This window comes from Streptomyces sp. NPDC087844, assembly GCF_044742785.1.
GTDB lineage: Bacteria > Actinomycetota > Actinomycetes > Streptomycetales > Streptomycetaceae > Streptomyces.
The window spans coordinates 65098-84284 of sequence record NZ_JBIUVD010000017.1; the positions used below are offsets into that span (position 1 = coordinate 65098).

At 70.9% G+C, this 19187-nt stretch carries 18 protein-coding genes, 1 tRNA gene and 1 pseudogene; 14 read left to right on the forward strand and 6 right to left on the reverse strand.

All coding sequences use genetic code 11. The features are described from left to right. Positions 1–546: 546 nt before the first annotated feature. Together ACIOKD_RS28825 and ACIOKD_RS28830 are read right to left on the reverse strand one after the other, a co-directional pair. Entirely contained in the window at positions 547–2034 is a 1488-nt protein-coding gene (locus tag ACIOKD_RS28825) for an aminopeptidase P family protein (protein WP_402089788.1), read from the reverse strand. A gap of 195 nt (positions 2035–2229) precedes the next feature. Beyond that, positions 2230–3741, reverse strand: a complete 1512-nt coding sequence (locus ACIOKD_RS28830) for a PP2C family protein-serine/threonine phosphatase (protein ID WP_402089791.1) — start codon at positions 3739–3741, stop codon at positions 2230–2232. 473 nt (positions 3742–4214) lie between these two features. Here ACIOKD_RS28830 and ACIOKD_RS28835 point away from each other — a divergent pair, with 473 nt between their 5' ends. The 3 genes from ACIOKD_RS28835 (at position 4215) to ACIOKD_RS28845 (ending at position 5803) form a co-directional block, all read left to right on the forward strand. Next, positions 4215–4880, forward strand: a complete 666-nt coding sequence (locus tag ACIOKD_RS28835; protein WP_402089793.1) for a bifunctional DNA primase/polymerase — start codon at positions 4215–4217, stop codon at positions 4878–4880. A gap of 318 nt (positions 4881–5198) precedes the next feature. Beyond that, positions 5199–5432, forward strand: coding sequence for a hypothetical protein (locus ACIOKD_RS28840; protein ID WP_402089795.1), 234 nt, complete (start codon positions 5199–5201; stop codon positions 5430–5432). An 8-nt stretch (positions 5433–5440) separates the two neighbouring features. Then, complete coding sequence (locus tag ACIOKD_RS28845) at positions 5441–5803, forward strand: hypothetical protein (RefSeq protein ID WP_402089797.1); 363 nt, start codon at positions 5441–5443, stop codon at positions 5801–5803. Positions 5804–6046: 243 nt separating this feature from the next. Here ACIOKD_RS28845 and ACIOKD_RS28850 read toward each other — a convergent pair whose 3' ends face one another. The 3 genes from ACIOKD_RS28850 to ACIOKD_RS28860 form a co-directional block, all read right to left on the reverse strand. Beyond that, the gene (locus tag ACIOKD_RS28850) at positions 6047–7036 is read right to left on the reverse strand and encodes a DUF5926 family protein (protein WP_402089799.1); all 990 of its coding nucleotides are present in this window, start codon (positions 7034–7036) and stop codon (positions 6047–6049) included. 207 nt (positions 7037–7243) lie between these two features. Next, the gene (locus ACIOKD_RS28855; RefSeq protein WP_402089801.1) at positions 7244–7900 is read right to left on the reverse strand and encodes an ATP-binding protein; all 657 of its coding nucleotides are present in this window, start codon (positions 7898–7900) and stop codon (positions 7244–7246) included. A gap of 137 nt (positions 7901–8037) precedes the next feature. Next, entirely contained in the window at positions 8038–8850 is an 813-nt protein-coding gene (locus ACIOKD_RS28860; RefSeq protein WP_107020488.1) for a glycerophosphodiester phosphodiesterase, read from the reverse strand. A 57-nt stretch (positions 8851–8907) separates the two neighbouring features. Between ACIOKD_RS28860 and ACIOKD_RS28865 the strand changes: the two genes are divergently transcribed. From ACIOKD_RS28865 to ACIOKD_RS28885, 5 genes are all read left to right on the forward strand, one after another. After that, complete coding sequence (locus tag ACIOKD_RS28865) at positions 8908–9057, forward strand: hypothetical protein (RefSeq protein ID WP_402089802.1); 150 nt, start codon at positions 8908–8910, stop codon at positions 9055–9057. A 131-nt stretch (positions 9058–9188) separates the two neighbouring features. Further along, complete coding sequence (locus ACIOKD_RS28870) at positions 9189–10799, forward strand: S1C family serine protease (RefSeq protein WP_402089804.1); 1611 nt, start codon at positions 9189–9191, stop codon at positions 10797–10799. 41 nt (positions 10800–10840) lie between these two features. Next, positions 10841–10927: transfer RNA gene (locus ACIOKD_RS28875), tRNA-Ser, on the forward strand. A 210-nt stretch (positions 10928–11137) separates the two neighbouring features. After that, on the forward strand, positions 11138–11677 hold the full coding sequence (locus ACIOKD_RS28880; RefSeq protein WP_402089806.1) for a hypothetical protein: 540 nt from the start codon (positions 11138–11140) through the stop codon (positions 11675–11677). A gap of 120 nt (positions 11678–11797) precedes the next feature. Then, a complete protein-coding gene (locus ACIOKD_RS28885) occupies positions 11798–12223 on the forward strand; it encodes a hypothetical protein (RefSeq protein ID WP_402089808.1) in 426 nt (141 codons plus the stop codon). 205 nt (positions 12224–12428) lie between these two features. Here ACIOKD_RS28885 and ACIOKD_RS28890 read toward each other — a convergent pair whose 3' ends face one another. Further along, on the reverse strand, positions 12429–13295 hold the full coding sequence (locus ACIOKD_RS28890) for a bifunctional DNA primase/polymerase (protein WP_402089810.1): 867 nt from the start codon (positions 13293–13295) through the stop codon (positions 12429–12431). Between the two features lie 92 nt (positions 13296–13387). Here ACIOKD_RS28890 and ACIOKD_RS28895 point away from each other — a divergent pair. The 6 genes and pseudogenes from ACIOKD_RS28895 to ACIOKD_RS28920 all read left to right on the forward strand — a co-directional run. Beyond that, a pseudogene (locus ACIOKD_RS28895) lies at positions 13388–13609 on the forward strand (hypothetical protein); the annotation flags it as partial. Between the two features lie 289 nt (positions 13610–13898). Then, on the forward strand, positions 13899–15299 hold the full coding sequence (locus ACIOKD_RS28900; protein WP_402089812.1) for an acyl-CoA dehydrogenase family protein: 1401 nt from the start codon (positions 13899–13901) through the stop codon (positions 15297–15299). Then, positions 15296–16417: a bifunctional MaoC family dehydratase N-terminal/OB-fold nucleic acid binding domain-containing protein gene (locus ACIOKD_RS28905; RefSeq protein WP_402089814.1), complete on the forward strand. Its 1122-nt coding sequence runs from the start codon at positions 15296–15298 to the stop codon at positions 16415–16417. Before ACIOKD_RS28900 ends, ACIOKD_RS28905 begins: the two co-directional genes overlap by 4 nt. Continuing rightward, on the forward strand, positions 16417–17481 hold the full coding sequence (locus tag ACIOKD_RS28910; RefSeq protein WP_402089816.1) for an acyl-CoA dehydrogenase family protein: 1065 nt from the start codon (positions 16417–16419) through the stop codon (positions 17479–17481). Before ACIOKD_RS28905 ends, ACIOKD_RS28910 begins: the two co-directional genes overlap by 1 nt. A 10-nt stretch (positions 17482–17491) precedes the next feature. After that, positions 17492–17989 (forward strand): MaoC family dehydratase, encoded by a 498-nt coding sequence (locus ACIOKD_RS28915; RefSeq protein ID WP_402090002.1) that lies wholly within the window; start codon positions 17492–17494, stop codon positions 17987–17989. Continuing rightward, on the forward strand, positions 17986–19158 hold the full coding sequence (locus ACIOKD_RS28920) for a lipid-transfer protein (protein WP_402089818.1): 1173 nt from the start codon (positions 17986–17988) through the stop codon (positions 19156–19158). The genes ACIOKD_RS28915 and ACIOKD_RS28920 overlap by 4 nt, the downstream gene beginning before the upstream one ends. Positions 19159–19187 lie beyond the last annotated feature (29 nt).

Genomic DNA, 19187 nt, shown 5'->3' on the forward strand with positions numbered 1-19187 from the left:
GTCGGCGCGGCGGCGGGCTGCAAGGTGGCGCGGGGCCAGAATGCCCGTCGGCGCGGTGGCGGTCCGCAAGGTGGTGCGGTGACCCGGCCGCCCGTTGGTGCGGTGACCCGGCCGCGCGTCGGTGCGGTGACCCGGCGCCCGTCGGCGCGGTGGTCCGGGCGCCCGTCGGCGCGCCGTCCCGGCTCTCCGTCGCCCACCGCACCGCGGGACCCGTCGCGCGGGGCCTCGGGGGCGTCGGGTACGTCCGGACAGGGGAGACGACGCACGGCGACAACGGGTGGCACACGCACTTTCCTACGAGGCCGCCGGCGTCGCAGAGCCGAGGAGCAGCCTGCCCGGTGTCCCCAGCCCACGAGCGGCGCCGTCGGCACCAGCGGGCCGAGCGAGGCGTCGGGTTCCAGATGCGGATCGACACCGACACCTGCCCGCGAGGCGCGACTTCGAGGGCGCGGGGAACTGCGCGACAAGCCGCAGCCCACCCGCGGAACGAACGGCCGGGCACCCCTTGGGTACCCGGCCGTCGACCTCACTTCACGCCACTCGGCATCAGCCCGTCAGCGACGCCATCCACGCCTCGACCTCGTCGGACCTGCGGGGCAACCCCGCGGACAGGTTCCGGTTCCCGTCCTCCGTGACGAGGATGTCGTCCTCGATCCGGACGCCGATGCCCCGGTACTCCTCCGGCACGGTCAGGTCGTCCGCCTGGAAGTACAGCCCCGGCTCGACGGTGAGGCACATCCCCGGCTCCAGCGTCGCGTCGACGTACGTCTCCGTCCGCGCGGCCGCGCAGTCGTGGACGTCCATGCCGAGCATGTGACCGGTGCCGTGCAGCGTCCAGCGGCGCTGCAGCCCCAGCTCCAAGACCCGCTCGACCGGGCCCTCGACGAGCCCCCACTCGACGAGCTTCTCGGCCAGCACCCGCTGGGCGGCGTCGTGGAAGTCCCGGTACTTGGCACCCGGTTGCACGGCCGCGATGCCGGCCTCCTGGGCCTCGTACACGGCGTCGTAGATCTTCTTCTGGATCTCCGAGTACGTGCCGTTGACCGGCAGCGTGCGCGTGACGTCGGCCGTGTAGAGGGTGTGCGTCTCCACGCCCGCGTCCAGCAGGAGCAGGTCACCGGAGCGCACCGGGCCGTCGTTGCGCACCCAGTGCAGCGTGCACGCGTGCGGTCCGGCCGCGCAGATGGAGCCGTAACCGATGTCATTGCCCTCGACCCGCGCGCGCAGGAAGAACGTGCCCTCGATGTACCGCTCGCTGGTCGCCTCGGCGCGGTCCAGGACCCGTACGACGTCCTCGAAGCCGCGCACGGTCGAGTCGACCGCCTTCTGCAGCTCGCCGGCCTCGAACTCGTCCTTGACCAGCCGGGCCTCGGAGAGGAAGACCCGCAGTTCGGCGTCGCGCTCGGCGGTGACCTTGTCGGTGAGCGCCGCCTCGATCCCGGTGTCGTGACCGCGCACGACCCGGACCGGGCCACTCGCCTCACGCAGCTTGTCGGGGAGTTCACGGACGTCCGAGGCGGGGATGCCGTACAGCTGTTCGGCCTCGGTCAGGGAGTGGCGGCGGCCGACCCACAGCTCGCCCTGACCGGAGAGCCAGAACTCGCCGTTCTCGCGGTCGGAGCGCGGCAGCAGGTAGATCGTCGCCTTGTGGCCGTTCGCGGCCGGCTCCAGCACCAGGACGCCGTCCTCGGTGAGGTTGCCGGTCAGGTACGCGTACTCGACCGAGGCACGGAAGGGGTACTCCGTGTCGTTCGAGCGGGTCTTCAGGTTGCCCGCGGGGACGACCAGGCGCTCGCCGGGGAAGCGGGCGGAGAGCGCGGCGCGGCGGGCCGCCGTGTGCGCGGCCTGAGCGATCGGCTCCAGGCCGTGCAGCTCCGTGTCGGCCCACCCGGACTTCATGCTCTGGGCCAGCTCGTCGGACACGCCCGGATACAGGCCGTTCTTGCGCTGCTTGATGGGCTCTTCTTCTTCCGCCTGGTCGGCGGCATCTTCAAGCACGGCTTCCGGGGTCTCCGGAATGAGCGCCTCCGACACGATCTGCCTCCTCGATACGACTCTGGACGCTGTCCATCGTACGGTCGTACGGAAGACCGCCCAGGGCCGGAGGACCCGATGACGTACGGCTCGCACGCGGGGCGCGCCGACTCCTCGGAAGAGGGCCCGCGGCTCACTCGGACCGGGCCGCACAGGGCCCGCGCACATAAAAACGGGCCGTGCCGGGCATGCGGCTCACTCGAAGCGGGCCGCGAGAAGCACCACGTCCTCGTTGCTGTCGGCGTCGTCGAGGCCGCCCGGCAGCATGGTCCGCAGGACGTGGTCGGCGACGGCGCCCGGGTCCGCGCGCAGTGCCCTGGGCACGCTCGCGGCGGCCGCGTGCAGCCGCGAGAAGGCCCGGTCCATGGGATCGCCGGTCCGGTGCAGCAGCCCGTCCGTGTAGAGCAGAACCGTCTCTCCCGCCTCCGCCCGGAACTCCACACTGGGCGCCTCCCAGCAGGCGAGCATGCCCAGGGGCGCCGAGAGCGACGTCTCCACGTACTCGGTGCGCCGCTCGCCGATCACCAGCGGCGGGCTGTGTCCGGCCCCGGCCAGCGTGATCTTGCGCAGCGCCGGCTCGCAGTACACGAACAGGGCGGTGGCGGAGCGGGCCGGTTCGGTGAGCCGCAGCAGCAGTTCGAGGTCGGACAGGACGGCGACCGGGTCCTCGCCCTCCATCACCGCGTACGCCCGCAGGGAGGCCCGCAACCGGCCCATCGCCGCGACGGCGCTGGGGCCGGATCCGGTGACGGACCCGACCGCGAGGCCGAGCGCGGCGTCGGGCAGCGGCAGCGCGTCGTACCAGTCGCCGCCGCCGCGCGGTCCCGTGCGGTGCCGGGCGGCGAGCTGTACCCCGGAGACACGGGGCAGCCGGGAGGGGAGCAACTCCTCCGAGATGGTGGTGATGCACGCGCGCGTGCGCTCCAGTTCCACCAGGCGGGCCAGGTGCTCGGCCGCGTACGCCGTGTAGAGGCCCACCAGGTGGCGCTGGCGCTCGACCGGCTCGGCCGGCTCGTCGTAGAGCCACACGGCGGCGCCCAGCCGGCCCGCCGCGTCGGTGGACAGCGGCAGCGCGTAGCTCGCGGCATATCCGAGCCGGGCGGCCACCTCGCGGTGCCGCGGGTCGAGCCCGTCCTCGGAGAACAGGTCGGGCTGGGCGATCTCGCCCTGGCCCCCGGGAAGCCCGTCGAGAATCTTTCCGTACGACATGGAGCTGCGCGGGACGGTCTCGATGTGCCCGAGATCCGCTCGGGCGAGGCCCAGGCCGATCGTGGTGTCCGGGCCGAGTCCGTCGCCCGGTTCCAGCACGACGAGGCCGCGCCGGGCGCCCACGAGGGCGGCTCCGGCGCGCAGCAGTTCCTGGAGGGCGTCCGCCAGTGAGGCGGTCCGTGCCAGTCGCTCGGTCAGCTCGTGCAGAGTGGTGAGATCGGACACCCAGCCTGCGAGTCTGTCCTGGAGGACGGCGCCCGGGGCGTGTGGGGAAGTGGTCGGTGGGGAACCCGTGGTGGCACGTGTCGGCGCGACAGTGTGTGTGGGCGAGGGAACCGTTGAATCGATTCCGGCCACTTTCGGGAGGTGAGGGGCGTTCATGGTGTCCGGCTTTCCGACCGGTGCGTATTGCTCGATAGCATCGCAAACCCCCATGTCATTCTGCGCCGCTGGCAGTGTCTCCACATGTACACGCACTCGTGAGGGGATGTCCAGCATTGTCCTGCTGGGATTCCTGGTGTCCGTGGGGCCGCTACGTAAAGGTAAAGTTGGCTTAAAACTGACTCCAGTCACGGTGTATTGGGGTCGACTGGCCTAGCCCGACAGAGCGTCACAGCGGTCGTGATGGGTACGTACTCGGTGAAGGCCAGGTGTGGTGGGGATCCTTACGGAACCCTCCCGGAACCTGGCGACGGACCCGGGCGTCTTAACCACCGACGACCGTGCCCCATCCTCCCGTGGCGGAGGCGGCGAGATATACGCGGGACAGCAAACGCCAGGCGCCGCCACCCCACGCCATGCCCGTGCTTTAGCCAGACGCAGTATGGACGCGGACGCAACCAACGCTCGGCCCATAGGGGTTCCCCTTGTCTCTGACGAGGGTGGAATGCGCCAGTAGGTACGCACAGTGAAGCGATCGTCACATGGTGTGATGTGGTTCCTCGGCGTTCAACGGAAAGGAACGAGCGCACATGCGCGAGATCCTCGGAAGGCGACGCAGGCTCCTGTCCAGGCGAAACGGCGGGAGGCCTGAGATGCTCAGCGCGGCCCTGACCTTCGCGACCCAATGGCAGTGGCCCGTACTCCCGGGTGTGGCCCCGGACCCGCAGGGGCGGGCCCGATGCGGGTGTCCGGACCCGGAGTGCACGGTGCCAGGTGCCCACCCCTTCGACCCCGGCCTGCTCGCGGCCACCACCGACGAGCGCATGGCGCGCTGGTGGTGGACGAACCGGCCGACGGCCCCGATCGTCCTCGCCACCGGAGGGAAGGCCCCGTGCGCGGTGAGCCTGCCGGCCCCGGCCGCGGCCCGGGCGCTGGCAGCCCTCGACCTCAAGGGAATGCGCCTCGGCCCCGTGATCGCGTCCCCGACGCGCTGGGCGCTGCTCGTGAAGCCGTACTCCCTGGAGCAGCTGGGTGAGCTGCTCTACGCCAAGGACTTCGTGCCGGGCTCGCTGCGTTTCCACGGCGAGGGCGGTTACGTGGCCCTGCCGCCGTCCGAGACCGGGCAGGGCGGGATCCGCTGGGAGCGGGCTCCTCTGCCGGGCTCGGCCGCCCCCTGGGTACCCGATGTCGAGGCCGTGGTGGACGCGGTGGTGGAGGCTCTCACTCGTACGGGTGTGAGCGCCCCCGAGTTGTAGGGGACTCGGGCGCGCGGCGAGCCGCGCGCCCGCCCTCGCTCGTTATCGTCCCCTTCATGCTGCGTCACTCCGGGGGACGACCCCTGGACTCCCCGTACTCACTGCACTCACTGCACTCGCCGCACTCGCCGGACCCCGACCGACCGGATCCCCGGAAAGTCCGGCTGGCGATGCTGGCGGGCTTTGTCGTCCTCACGGTCACACTGCCGCTGGCGGTGGCCTCCGCGGGGCCGGTGGGCCGCGAGGCTCCCGCTTCTTCCTCTGCGTCCGCACTCTCGTCCGCACACACGTCCGCACAGTCGTCGGACGGTGACGGCCGTGATGCTGATGAGCGTGATGCCGGTGAGCGTGATGGCGGCGGTCGTGATGGCGGCGGTCGTGGCGCCGATGGCCGTGACGCCGGGGGTTCTGGTTCTGGTGGTGCTGATGCCGGTGGTCACGGTTCTGCCGGTGCTGGTTCCGGCGGTCCTCGTTCCGGCGGAGCGGCCGGCTCAGGTCGTGCCGACGGTGAGGCGGCCGGCCGGCACCCCTCGGCTTCCGAGCGCTCCCTGACGCTGGGTGTGGGGCTCGCCACCGCCGCCCGCTGCGGACCCGAACTCGCCTCCCCCGACGGCATCGAGGCGCAGACGTGCGTGCTGACGCGGGGGCGAGAGACCTGGGCGCGTACCTACTACCGCAACGCGACCGGTGACTCCCTCACGTCGGTACTGACCCTTCTGGCGCCCGGAGGCCGCACCGTGCGGATGTACTGCGCGGCGGGCGCGGACGACGAGCCGGGAATGTGCGAGACACCACGGGAGCGGACGGCCGGCGACGCTTCGGAGTACTCGGCGATCGCTGAGTTCGCCAAGTCGGCGGAGGGTGCCGACGGGCCGCTGCTTCTGCGCTCGGGGAGCAACTCGCCTGTGCAGAACGCGCGTTGAGGACTTAGCCATCGGCGGTCCCGTGTCCGGACATGAAAAGACCCGGTTGCTGGCGACGGGGGATGCACCAGCAACCGGGCTATTGGAACGGTAACAAGAGATCGGCGGTTCGCAAATTCGATCTCGGCTATTCAGACACGGATTCGCTTGTCACGACCGGGAGTTGTGACAGGAGTCACCCGTTGTGCGCACCTGTCGCCCGGCTGGCCGGTCGGTCAGCCGGGGCGGGGTGTCCGCCGATCGTCAGCTGAGGGTGACCTGGCGATTGGTGAGGCCGCCGCGTGCCCGGCGCTCGTCCGCGGTGAGCGGTGCGTCCGTGGCCAGCGCGGCGGCGAGCCGCTCGGCGAACTCGGACGCGGGCTTCTCGATGTCCTCGGCCGAGACGCCCGTCGGCAGGTCCCAGACCGGGACGGTGAGGCCGTGGGCACGGAAGGAACCCACCAGACGGGTGCCCTCGCCGAGGCTCGACCGGCCCTCCGCGTGGAGCCGCGCGAGCGCGTCCAGAAGCTGCTCCTCAGGATGCGGCATGACCCAGCGCAGGTGGTTCTTGTCGGGGGTCTCGCACCAGTACGCGGCGTCGACACCGGCGAGCTTCACCGTCGGGATGGCGGCGGCGTTCGCGCGCTCCAGGGAGGCGGTCACCTCTGTGGCGGCGTTCTGTGCGTCCGGAACCCAGAACTCGAAGCCCGCGTGCACAACTGGCTCGAACGCGCCTTCGGGGTCGAGGAGATCCTGCAGGCGCACTCCGTCGCTCGGAGCACGGCGGCCCTGCACCGGAGTGCCCGGTTCCGCGGTGAGCGCGCGCTGGAGCGTGTCGGCCAGGTCGCGGCTGATGTCACCGGACGCCGTGTCGTTCTGCAGACCGATGAGGATCGAGCCGTCCTCGCGGCGCAGGGCCGGCCAGGCCATCGGCAGCACCGTCGCGAGGGTGACCGACGGCACGTCCTCCGGAAGCGCCTCCTTCAGGTGCAGTTCGACGGTCGCCGCGGGCACCAGCTCGCGCAGCGCGATCCAGTCGCCCTCGCCCGGCAGGCCCTCGAACGGCCGGTGGACCAGCTCGGTCACGGCGTGCGCGGCGGCGCGTCCGTGACACGCCTTGTAGCGGCGGCCGCTGCCGCAGGGGCAGGGCTCGCGTGCGCCCACCACCGGGACGTGTCCGTCTGCGCCGGCGGCGCGGGCCCCATCCTGCCGCTGCGGCTGCTTGGCCTTCGTCTGGGGTCGCTTCTTGGCCATCGTGGATGTCTCCCGGTTACGGCTCGACTCGTACGGGCGCGAGCCTAGCCGTTCGTACGAGGGCCGACGGGACCCTGTGGACAACGTGCCGGGCCGCACCCGGAGCGGCGCTTCGGTTCGTCCCGGAACCAGTACTTCCGTCTGCTTCGGTCCGGGCGGTCAGGCGGTCCAGGTGGTTGGGCGGTCCGGGTGGTCCGGGTGGTCCAATCAGTCCAGACCGTCGAAGGCGTCCCCGAAGTCCAGGTCGGATATCGCGGACGCGGCGGACACCGTGGACGCCGCGGACACCGCTGGAGCCGTGACCCGCGCGGTGAAGTCGTTGCGCCGACGCACGGCGCAGGCGTTTTTGTGTACGACCACCCACACCGTGACCTCGCCGCGGGCGTCGTCCCGGACACCCCATTCGTCGGCCAGTGCGGTGATGATGTTGAGCCCGCGGCCGCCGTGCGCGGTGACCGAGGGCGTGGCCGGAACCGGACGGGTCGGACCGCCGCCGTCCGTCACCTCGACGGTGAGTCTGCCGGTCGGTTCGACACGCCACGCGGCCCGGACGTCGCCGTCCCCGGCCAGGGCTTCACCCAGTGGCCTGCCATGACGGCAGGCATTGCTCAGTAGTTCGGAAAGGATCAGTACGGCATCGTCGATGACCGTCTCCGCTACACCCCCGGTGCGCAGTTGGTCCCGCATCCGGTGTCTTGCTTCTCCCACGCCCGCAGGGCCATGGGGTACGGCCATGCTCGACGACGTGGGCACCTCTTGTGCCACCATCAACGCCACCCCCGAGACCTCCTTTGCCCCACGCCACGGTGTGGATGCCCTTCTGGGATGAACCGGAAACCGGCCAATGCACGTGCAGTGACGCACTCGTAACGATCGAATACGGAGCGAGTGCGCCGGAGCACTCCCTGTAATCGAGTGGCTTGAATTCGACTCCATGTCCGATTTGCGGCACCCCGTGCACGAGACGTGTGGGACCTGCGGGGATTGTGAGGTACGTGGTTTCAGCGCCCCAGCTGGCGCAGCACCGCGCGCGGGCGATTGGTGATGATGGCGTCGACACCGAGTCCGAGGCAGAGGTCGACGTCCTCGGAGTCGTTGACCGTCCACACGTGGACCTGGTGGCCGGCCCGCTTCAGGCGCTCGATGTACGCCGGATGACTGCGCACGATCCGCATCGAGGGGCCGGCGATCCGGACTCCCGGGGGCAGCCGTCCGTCGCGCAGCCGGGGCGAGACGAACTGCAGCAGGTAGACCGTCGGCATCGTCGGGGACGCGGCGCGCACGCGCTGCAGGGAGCGCGCCGAGAAACTCATGACGCGTACCGGCGACTCGGCGGCCGAGGGCGGTGCGTCGAGACCGAAGCGCTTCAGGAGGACCAGCAGACGCTCCTCGACCTGGCCGGCCCAGCGTGTGGGGTGCTTCGTCTCGATGGCGAGCCGTACGGGACGGCCGGCGTCCGCGACGAGTTCGAGCAGGCGTTCCAGCGTGAGGACGGACTGCTGCTCCCAGGAAGGGGGGCGCTGCTGCTCCCAGTCGGGTGCCTCGTCGCGGTTCTTCCAGGAGCCGAAGTCCAGGGCGGCGAGATCCGCGAGCTCCAGGGCGGAGACGGCGCCGCGACCGTTGGAGGTGCGGTTGACGCGGCGGTCGTGGACGCAGACGAGGTGACCGTCCGCGGTCAGCCGTACATCGCACTCAAGGGCATCGGCCCCGTCCTCGATCGCTTTCTCGTACGCGGCCAGGGTGTGCTCGGGGGCCTCTTCGGAGGCCCCGCGGTGGGCGACGACCTGTGTCGGGTGCTGTCGTGCGTGGGTCACCGCGTCATGGTGCCACCGCGAGTGGGTAGGCGTGAGACCGGCGGCCGGATCGGTGGCGTGATCGGTGGCGTGACCGATGGCGTGATCGGCGGCGTGATCGGCGGCGCGGGCCGTGCAGTGTTTTTGTCAGACCTGTCCTATATAAATGAAAATCTCGGAGTCACAGGTGCCGCTTATGGCGCCCTGACGTCCTGTGGGAAAAGCTGACGGCATACAAAAGCACATGCACAGCTGAATCGTGCCGGTTCCCGAACACGCGTGGTGGAGTCCTGAACACCCGCGACCGAACGTGACCGGATGCGAACTTACTGAACAGCCGTGGATCGAGAGGAAGAGCTGTGAGCACCGAGAACGAGGGCACTGCAGTACCCCCGGCCCCGTCTGCACCTCCCGTGCCGGTGGATACTCCCGCTGCTTCCGTGCCCCCGGAGCAGGCCGTATTTCCGGGAGCGGGTCCCGCGGGCCCCGCGGGTCCCCACGAGGGCACGAACCGGCCCCAGGGACCGGGCTCCTTCCAGGGAGACGCGCCGACGGCCACGTTGCCCCCGACGCCTCCCGGGGCTCCCCAGGGTGCCGCTCCGGCTCCGGAGGCAGGCGCCTGGCCGCCTCCTCCGCCGGCCACGCCCTCGTACGCGAACGAGGCCGGCTCCGGTCCGTACGCGGGAGGGGGCGAAGGCGGCTCCGGCCCGTACGGAGGCGGGGGTGCGGGCGGCTCGGGTCCCTACGGGGGCGGCGGCCAAGGCGGTTCCGGTCCCTACGGGGGCGGCGGCGAAAGCAGCTCCGGGGACGTCTGGGGTTCCTCGTACCAGCAGCCCGCCCCCAAGCCGAAGTCCGGCGGGCGGGGCGGTCTGGTCGCCGCGGTCCTGGTGGCCGCGCTGATCGCGGGCGGCGTGGGTGGTGGCATCGGCTACTGGGCGGCCGACCGCAACGACGACTCGTCGGGCTCGACGACGGTCTCCTCGTCCGAGAGCGGCGGCGACCTCAAGCGCGACGCGGGCACGGTCGCGAACGTGGCCGCCACGGCGCTGCCGAGCACGGTCACCATCGAGGCCGAGGGCAGCAACGGCGAGGGCGGCACGGGCACCGGGTTCGTCTTCGACAAGCAGGGCCACATCCTCACCAACAACCATGTGGTCGCAGAGGCGGTCGAGAGCGGCAAGCTGTCGGCCACCTTCTCGAACGGCAAGAAGTACGACGCCGAGGTGGTCGGCCACGCCCAGGGCTACGACGTCGCGGTCATCAAGCTCAAGAACGCGCCGGACAACCTCCAGCCGCTGTCGCTCGGCAACTCGGACAAGATCGCGGTCGGCGACTCGACCATCGCGATCGGCGCTCCGTTCGGGCTTTCGAACACGGTGACCACGGGCATCATCAGCGCGAAGAACCGCCCGGTCGCCTCAAGCGACGGCAGCTCCAGCAGCAAGGCCTCGTACATGAGCGCCCTGCAGACCGACGCCTCGATCAACCCGGGCAACTCCGGAGGCCCGCTTCTGGACGCCAAGGGCGCGGTGATCGGCATCAACTCCGCGATCCAGTCCACCAGCGGCGGCCTGGGCGGCACGAGCCAGTCCGGTTCCATCGGCCTGGGCTTCGCGATCCCGATCAACCAGGCGAAGAACGTCGCCCAGCAGCTCATCAAGACCGGCAAGCCCGTCTACCCGGTCATCGGTGCCTCCGTCTCCCTGGAGGAGGGCACGGGCGCGAAGATCACCGAACAGGGTGCCGCCAGCTCCGACGCGGTCACGCCGAACGGCCCCGCCGCGAAGGCGGGCCTCAAGCCCGGCGACGTCATCACCAAGCTCGACGACCGCGTGATCGACAGCGGCCCCACCCTCATCGGCGAGATCTGGACCCACCAGCCCGGCGACACCGTCAAGCTCACCTACACCCGCGACGGCAAGCAGCGGACGGCAGAAGTAACCCTGGGCCAGCGCGAGGGCGACAGCTGACCGGTTAGTCTTGTCCCCGCGCCGATCTCTCAGCGGCGCGGGGTGGGTTGCCCGAGCGGCCTAAGGGAACGGTCTTGAAAACCGTCGTCGCAGCGATGTGACCGTGGGTTCAAATCCCACACCCACCGCAGGTGAACGGCCCCTGACCAGCGATATCGGTCGGGGGCCTTCGTCGCGCGAGCTGCCTGTTGGTGACCGCGATTCCCGTTGGGTCCCCGGCCTGTCGGGCGTGGATGGGGCGCGGATGGGGACGGCCACTCTGTCGGTCCGCTCGGCTGGTGCCCCTGTCGCGGCGATACTTGGTGGCTTTGATTGTGTGGGGGCCGCAGGATGGGCGTATGAGTCCGTCGACCGCCTCGCACCGCATGGAGTTTCTGCGCCATCCTCACCCCAGCTACCCGCACTGCACGGCATGGGGCATCCGGATCGACGGCACCGACCTGCGCGTCCTGGTCGCGGAGGCGACGCGCGCGCTCTGGGACCGGGAGCTCGACGAGGACGACGACACCCCGCAGGAGCGCGAGGAGTTCCTGCTGGGACAACACGCCCCGCTGTACCTGGACCACGACGCCGACGGCGCCCGGGCCCGTGCGCACTTCCTCGGCGACGCCCCGCCGGAACTCCGCGACAGCAATACCGGCGCCTCGTGCCTCCTGGGCTGCTTCTGCGGGATCGACGCCTGCTGGCCGCTGCTCGCCATGATCCGCGCCACGGCGACGGAGGTCGTCTGGTCCGGCTTCTACCAGCTCAACCGGCCGGAGTGGGGCGAACTGCCCCTGGGTCCGTACGTCTTCCCGCGCCCGGCCTACGACGAGACCCTGGCCACGCCGGTCCCGATCGCCCAGGACCCCCTCGCCCCGCTATTGGGTGGGGGTTAGTCACCAGGAAGGGCCCGGATTCGCCCCTCTACGGCTTCGACGTGGAGTGCGCCGCCGTGCGAACGACCTCGACGCGCCAGGCCGCGGCTGCTCGGCTCTGCCTGTGTCCGATTCATGTCTATGCGCTACGCATATGCATGGATACTCTGCGTGTTCATGGGGAAAGTCGTGCGTCTGTACTGGGGATACATGGTGGCTGCGGCCTTGATCGTTGCCTGGAGCCAGCAATGGGCATTGCCAGTGGTCGTGGCTCTGTCGCTCGGTGTCTCGGCGTACGCCGCCTTCCAAGTGCCGGTCTGGTGTGGCGCGGTCAATCGAGATGGTCAGACCTACTGCCGTAACAACGCCTATGGCGTGTTGATGGGGTGTACGAAACGTCAGCACAGGTGGCAGAAGGTCAGGATGATCGTCCTGCGCAGCAAGGTCGGGAACGTGAGTCGCTCTCTGTTTCCGACAGCCAAGGAGAAGTTCAATGGCGCCCTCGCCGTGGGGGGCCTGCTGTCGGCTGTGGCCGCAGTGATCGTTCCAGCTGTGGCGGGTGGATGAGCGGCACGATCGTGCGCCTGGGGCGCGTAGCCGGTCCGGCCTGTATGGCTACGGCTGCGGCATCGCGGCTCCCCCTGGTCTGACCCGCGAAGGAGAAGGAGCGGAGAGCCCGCGTCGCCCGGCGGGTTGCAGGTCCTCCGGTGAGGGCCGAACCCCTCCGGGCTCTCGACGGGTCCCGTCTCCCGGCCGGCTCCAGGGGCATGGGCTACGGGTGGTGGCTCGTCATGCGGGACGCCGACGTGATGGTCGAGCGGGCCTCGCGTTCGGTGAGGCCCGTGCGGACGGCGGCATCGACCAGGCCCTCGGTCAGTTGCGGGCCGAAGCCGTTCTCGTAGGCGCGACAGGCCGCCCAGAACAGGCGGGTGTTGCGCTGGCCCTCGTGCGCGGCGAGGACGAACTGGACGAGTCCCTCGCCCTGCCGGCTCGGCGTGGCGGTCGTCGGGGTGTGGGGGCGGGGCGGTGGCGTCAGGAGGTGCAGCAGCGACGTCGGGCAGAGGGCGGGCGGCAGCTGAGCGGTGCCCGGAGCCGTGCTGTAGACGCCCTGTTCGGTTCGGGAGCCGGGGCCGACGAGATAGCCGCCGGCACCGCGGATGTCGATGCCCGGGGCCAGTCGGCTCGCGGAGTTGGGGACGACGACGTCGGGCGGGCCGCTCAGCCAGAGGTGACGGCCGCCGCTGGGAGTCAGCACGACGACCGTCTCGGGGATCGTGAACAGATGGCGCAGCGCCAGTTCGCGAAGAGCAGCGGACGAGTCCGTACCCGACTTGGTGTCCAGGTCGATGCCGATCAAGCGGTGGGGGTCCAGGCCGCAGGCGATGCCGTAGCCGGTGGCCCAGGGGGCGGCGGCGAAGAGGGCGCGTATGCGGCGGGGGTCGGTCGAGGCGTCGTACACACCGTGTCCGAAGCGGGCGCACTCCCCGTGGCAGGGCGGTGCTGCCGGATCGTCGCGGTGGGGCGAGCGCAGCGCGGGGAGCTTGGTCCGGGACAGCGGGATGACGGCCAGTCCGCGTTCGGCGGCTGACAGGGCGTGTGCGAGGGCCAGCGTCGTGGCCTGCCGGTCGATGGTGGCCATGCCTCCATGTTCGTACGAGTGTTCGAAAAAAGGAAGAGGCGGTGCCGTGGGGGCGGTGAGGGGCGGGGTAGGGGTCCTGCAGCAGTCGGCGCAGCGGCTCCTTCGCGGACAACGGATCGAACGCCGCGGTGGCGACTGTCGGTGGCAGCTGAGTCGGGGGTGACAACTACGGCGCCTCGCCCACGACACAGCAGCAGGCCGTCGGTGCGGGCGCCTCGAACCAGAGCAACACGGCGCAGGTGAACGGTTCCGCGTTCGCGGCCATCGATCAGTCGAACGACAACATCGCCGTCAACTTCACCGACCTCTGGTGAGCCGGTGGCCGTCGGGGACTGGAGACCCCAGACGGCCGTATGCCTCCTTGGTGGGGCGCTTCGTGGGGTGGTGACACGTCTGCGCGGCGCAGACGTTTCTGCCGGCGTGCCTGCGCGTCTGCGTGCCTGCCTGTCTGCGGGTCTCTGGGGCTGCGGCCTCGGCCCCTGCGCTCCTGTGCTCCTGCGCTCCCGCGCTCCCGCGTCGAGCGACCTTGAACCTTGACACTGCGATGCATCTGACGGACAGTCAGAAACCCTTGGTCGTACGAGGTCCGGGAGGGCCGTCGTCGTGCATCTCGCCCCCACCGAACGCCAGCGACGGTTGCGCGCCGAACTCCGCTCGTACTTCCGGCACCTGCTGCCGGAGGGGCCTGCTCCCGCCGGACCCGGCACCGAACCCGGACCCGGCACCGGCACCGGCACCGGCACCGGCACCGGACCCGGACCCGGACCCGGACCCGGACCCGGACCCGAACCCGGACCCGGACCCGAACCCGGCACCGGACCCGGGATCGGCACCGGACCCGGCACCGATCCCGGAAGGCAACGAGCCCTGCTGCGGCGGATCGGCGCCGACGGATGGCTCGGTATCGGCTGGCCGGAGGCCTATGGGGGCCAAGGGCGGGGGGCCGACGAGCAGTTCGTCTTCTTCGATGAGGCATGCCGTGCAGGCGCCCCGGTCTCCATGGTTACGCTCAACACGGTCGGGCCGACGCTCATGAAGTACGGGACCGAGGAGCAGAAGGACTTCTTCCTGCCGCGGATCCTGCGCGGAGAGCTCGTGTTCGCGATCGGGTACAGCGAACCGTCGGCGGGTACGGATCTGGCCTCGCTGCGGACACGGGCCGTGCGGGTCGGCGGCCGTGACGCAAGCGGTGGTGCCGGGGACGGTGACCGTGGGGAGCGCGCGGGGCAAGAGGGGCGCGCGGACCTCGGCGAAGGGCCAGGCGGCGGATGGATCGTCGACGGGCAGAAGGTGTTCACCTCCAACGCCCAGCGCGCCGACTGGATCTGGCTCGCCTGCCGTACGGACCCCGACGCGCCGAAACACAAGGGCATCTCGATCCTGCTGGTCCCCACGGACGCGCCCGGTTTCTCGTGGACACCGATAGAAACGGTGGGCGGGCTGACCACGACGGCCACGTACTACGACGGTATCCGGGTCCCGGCCTCCCGCCTGGTCGGCGAGGAGAACGGCGGCTGGGGGCTCATCACCAACCAGCTGAACCATGAACGGGTCGCGCTCGCCGCCATCGGTATGCAGGCCGAGGACTTCTACCTCGCCGCGCTGGCCGCGGCCCGTGCCCCCGATCCGGTGACCGGGCGGCGCAGGGTCGACGAGCCGTGGGTGCGTTCGAGGCTGGCTGAGGTGCATGCCCGGCTGGCGGCGACGCGACTGCTCAACTGGCGTCTGGTGGCTGATGTGGGGGCCGGCCGGCTGGCACCCGGCGATGCCAGCGGCGTGAAGGTCGTGGGGACCGAATCGGCCGTCGCGGTGTATCGAATGTGCCAGGAGATCGTCGGATCGGACGCACTGATCCGGTCCGGTTCGCCGGGTGTGTTCGAGGACGGCGAGCTGGAGCGGATGAACAGGGCGGCGCAGATCAACACGTTCGGGGGCGGGGTGAGCGAGGTGCAGCGGGAGATCGTGGCGACGATGCGGCTCGGGATGACGAGGGGGCGGCGGTGAGCGAGAGGGACGTGACCGAGAGGGACGTGACCGAGAGGCGATACGAGGACATTTACGCGCGGTTGAAGACGTACGAGGGACTGGCGGCCGTCGGAGGCGTGGGCAAGGACCTGGTCAACGAACCGATGATCCGGCACTGGTGCGAGGCGATGGGAGACACGAATCCGGCGTATGCGGGAGCGGACGCCGTCGCGCCGGCCACCATGCTGCAGGCCTGGACGATGGGAGGACTCTCCGGACACGGGGGACGCTCGCAGGCGTACGTCGAGATGCTCGGGCTGCTCGACGCCGCCGGGTACACCTCGGTGGTCGCCACCGACTGCGAGCAGGAGTACCTGCGGCCACTTCGGCCGGGGGACCGGATCACTTTCGACTCGGTGATCGAGTCGGTCTCCGAGCGTAAGACGACCAAACTGGGCACGGGGTATTTCGTCACGACGCGGACGGATGTACGGGCAGGGGGAGAGCCCGCGGGGACGCATCGGTTCCGAATCCTCAAGTACGTACCTGCGGCGCGGCGCCGGAGGGATGGCGCGACGGGCAGAGCGACGACGGCGGCCGAAGAGGCCGTGGCGCCCACGGGAGACGCCGCGAGGCCTACGGGAGAGGCCGTGGCGCCCACGGGAGACGCCGGGAGGCCTACGGGGGACGCCGCGAGGCCCACGGGAGACGCCGGGAGGCCTACGGGGGACGCCGGGGACGCCTCCCGACCCAAGCGGCCCCGTCCCGTCGTCAATCGGGACAACGCCGGCTTCTGGGAGGGCGTGTCCCGGCACCGGCTGCTCATCCAGCGCTGTGAGAAGTGCGAGACCCTGCGTTTCCCCTGGCTGCCGGGGTGCAACTCCTGCGGCTGCCTGGCGTGGGACACGGTCGAGGCGGCCGGTGAGGGGACCGTCTACTCGTACGTGGTGATGCACCACCCGCCCTTCCCCGCCTTCGACCCTCCGTACGCCGTGGGACTGGTCGAACTCGCCGAGGGCGTCCGGATGATCAGCAATGTGGTGGGGGTGCCGCACGACCGCGTGCGGATCGGGATGCCGGTGCGGCTGGAGTTCGAGCGGGTGGACGAGGAGCTGGAGCTGCCGGTCTTCCGCGCCGTCGAGGGGGGCGGGGGCTGATGGACTTCACGCCGACGGAGGAGCAGACGGTGGCCCGCGAGCTGGCCGCGCGGATCTTCGGCGACCTGTCCACGCATGAACGGCTGACCGCCATCGGGACGGGCAGCGACGCGGAGTTGTGGAAGGCGCTGTGCGAGGCGGGGCTGATGGCCGCCGTCCTGGACATCGGGCTCCTCGGTCTGGTGCTCCTCCTGGAGGAACAGGGGCGGACGACGGCCCAGGTGCCGTTCGCCGCGAGCTGTGTCCACGGGCTGCTGGCGGTGTCGGCGCACGGCTCGGCGACACAGCGGGAGCGACTGCTGCCGGGGATCGCGGACGGGTCGGTCGTGATGACCGGCACCCTGCCCGACACGGGGGTACGGGCAGGTGGGCCCGGCGAGTTGAGCGGGCTGGTCCCCTTGGTGCCGTGGCTCCGCGACGCCACGCATGTGCTGGTCGCCGACGAGGAACGGCGGTTGTGGCTCGTACGGACCGCCGACGCCCGGTGCGAGCCCGTCGAGTCGACGGCTCCGTGGTCGGCCGGACGCCTGACCCTGGACGCCGCACCGGCCGAACGACTCGGTGGCGTCGGTGCGTACGACGACGTGCTGGCCAGCGCGCGTACCGCCTTCGCGGGGCTGCAGGCGGGGGTGTGCGCGGGCTCGGTCGCCAGGGCCGTGGCGCACACCAACACCCGCGAGCAGTTCGGCCGGCCGCTCGCGGCCAAGCAGGGGGTCCAACTCCGCGCGGCGGACGCCCACCTGGACACCGAGGCGATACGGGTCACGGCGTACGAGGCGGCCTGGCGGAGGGACGAGGGGCTGGACCATGCCGCGCATGCGCTGACCGCCGCCTGGTGGGCGTCCGAGGCGGGGCACCGTGTAGTCCACGCGGGGCAGCATCTGCACGGTGGTACGGGGGCCGACCTGGAGCATCCCGTGCACCGGCACTTCCTGTGGGGACGGCAGCTGGACGCGTATCTGGGGTGCGGGAGCGAGCTGCTCCAGGAACTGGGGGAGTCGATCGCGCACGGCGAGGGAGAGGGCGAGGGCGAGGGAGAAGGGGAGGGGACGCATGACCACTGATGTCGGGCCGGTGCGGGTCGGTGACGCGCTGCCACCGCTGGAGGTCGAGATCACCCGCACGCTGGTCGTCGCCGGGGCGATCGCGTCGCGCGACTTCCAGGACGTGCACCACGACGCCGAGTCGGCACGGCAGAAGGGATCGCCGGACATCTTCATGAACATCCTGACGACCAACGGGCTGGTCGGGCGCTACATCACCGACCATTTCGGGCCCCGGGCCGTGCTGCGCAAAGTGGCGATCAGACTGGGCGCCCCCAACCATCCGGGCGACACCATGGTGCTGACCGGGGTGGTGGAGGACGTCCGCGGGGACACGGCGACGGTGCGGGTCATCGGTGCCAACAGCCTCGGCGACCACGTCACGGGCACGGTGACGGTCACAGTGCCGGTGCCGGTGCCGGTTCCGGTTCCGGTTCCGGTGCCGCGGACGAGGACGCGGACGAGGACAAGGACGAGGACGGACAGCACTTCGGAGGCGACCGCCGGCACCCCGGAGGGCCGGTCATGAGCGTGCGGACGAGGGACAGCCTCGGCGGACGGGCGGCCGTCGTCGGGATAGGGGCCACCGAGTTCTCCAAGGACTCGGGGCGCAGCGAGCTGCGGCTCGCGGTGGAGGCGGTGGGGGCCGCGCTGGACGACGCGGGGCTCACACCGGGCGATGTGGACGGTTTGGTGACGTTCACGATGGACACGAGCCCCGAGATCACCGTCGCCCAGGCGGCCGGCATGGGCGAGCTGTCGTTCTTCTCCCGGATCCACTACGGCGGCGGGGCGGCCTGCGCGACCGTCCAGCAGGCGGCGCTTGCGGTGGCCTCGGGGGTGGCCGACGTGGTGGTCTGCTACCGGGCGTTCAACGAGCGGTCGGGGCGGAGATTCGGCTCCGGGGTCCAGCGCCGGGTGCCGTCCGCCGAGGGCGCGGCGCTCGGCTGGGCGTTGCCCTTCGGACTGCTCACGCCCGCGTCCTGGGTGGCGATGGCGGCCCAGCGCTATCTGCACACGTACGGGCTGACCTCCGAGGCGTTCGGGCGGGTCGCGGTCGTCGACCGGAAGTACGCGGCGACCAATCCGGCGGCGTACTTCCACGGCAGACCGATCTCCCTCGCGGATCACGCGGCGTCGCGCTGGATCGTCGAGCCGCTGCGGCTGCTCGACTGCTGTCAGGAGACCGACGGCGGGCAGGCCCTGGTCGTCACCTCGGTGGAGCGGGCGCGCGACCTTCCGCGTCCGCCGGCCGTGATCGTCGCCGCCGCCCAGGGCGCGGGGCGGGCCCAGGAGCAGATGACCAGCTTCTACCGGGACGATCTGACGGGGCTGCCGGAGATGAGCGTGGTGGCGCGGCAGCTGTGGCGTACGTCGGGGCTGACGCCGGCCGGGATCGACGTCGGGATCCTGTACGACCACTTCACGCCGTTCGTGCTGACGCAGCTGGAGGAGTTCGGGTTCTGCGGGCCGGGTGAGGCCGCGGACTTCGTGGCGGCGGAGCGGCTGCCGTTGAACACGCACGGAGGACAGCTCGGAGAGGCGTATCTGCACGGGATGAACGGAGTGGCGGAAGGGGTCCGGCAACTGCGCGGTTCGTCCGTGAACCAGATATCCGGCGCCCGTCGGGTGCTAGTGACCGCGGGGACGGGCGTTCCGACCTCGGGACTGATCCTGGGTTCGGACGATCGGGACTGAACGGGAGGTCCGCTCGATCCCGGTTCGGA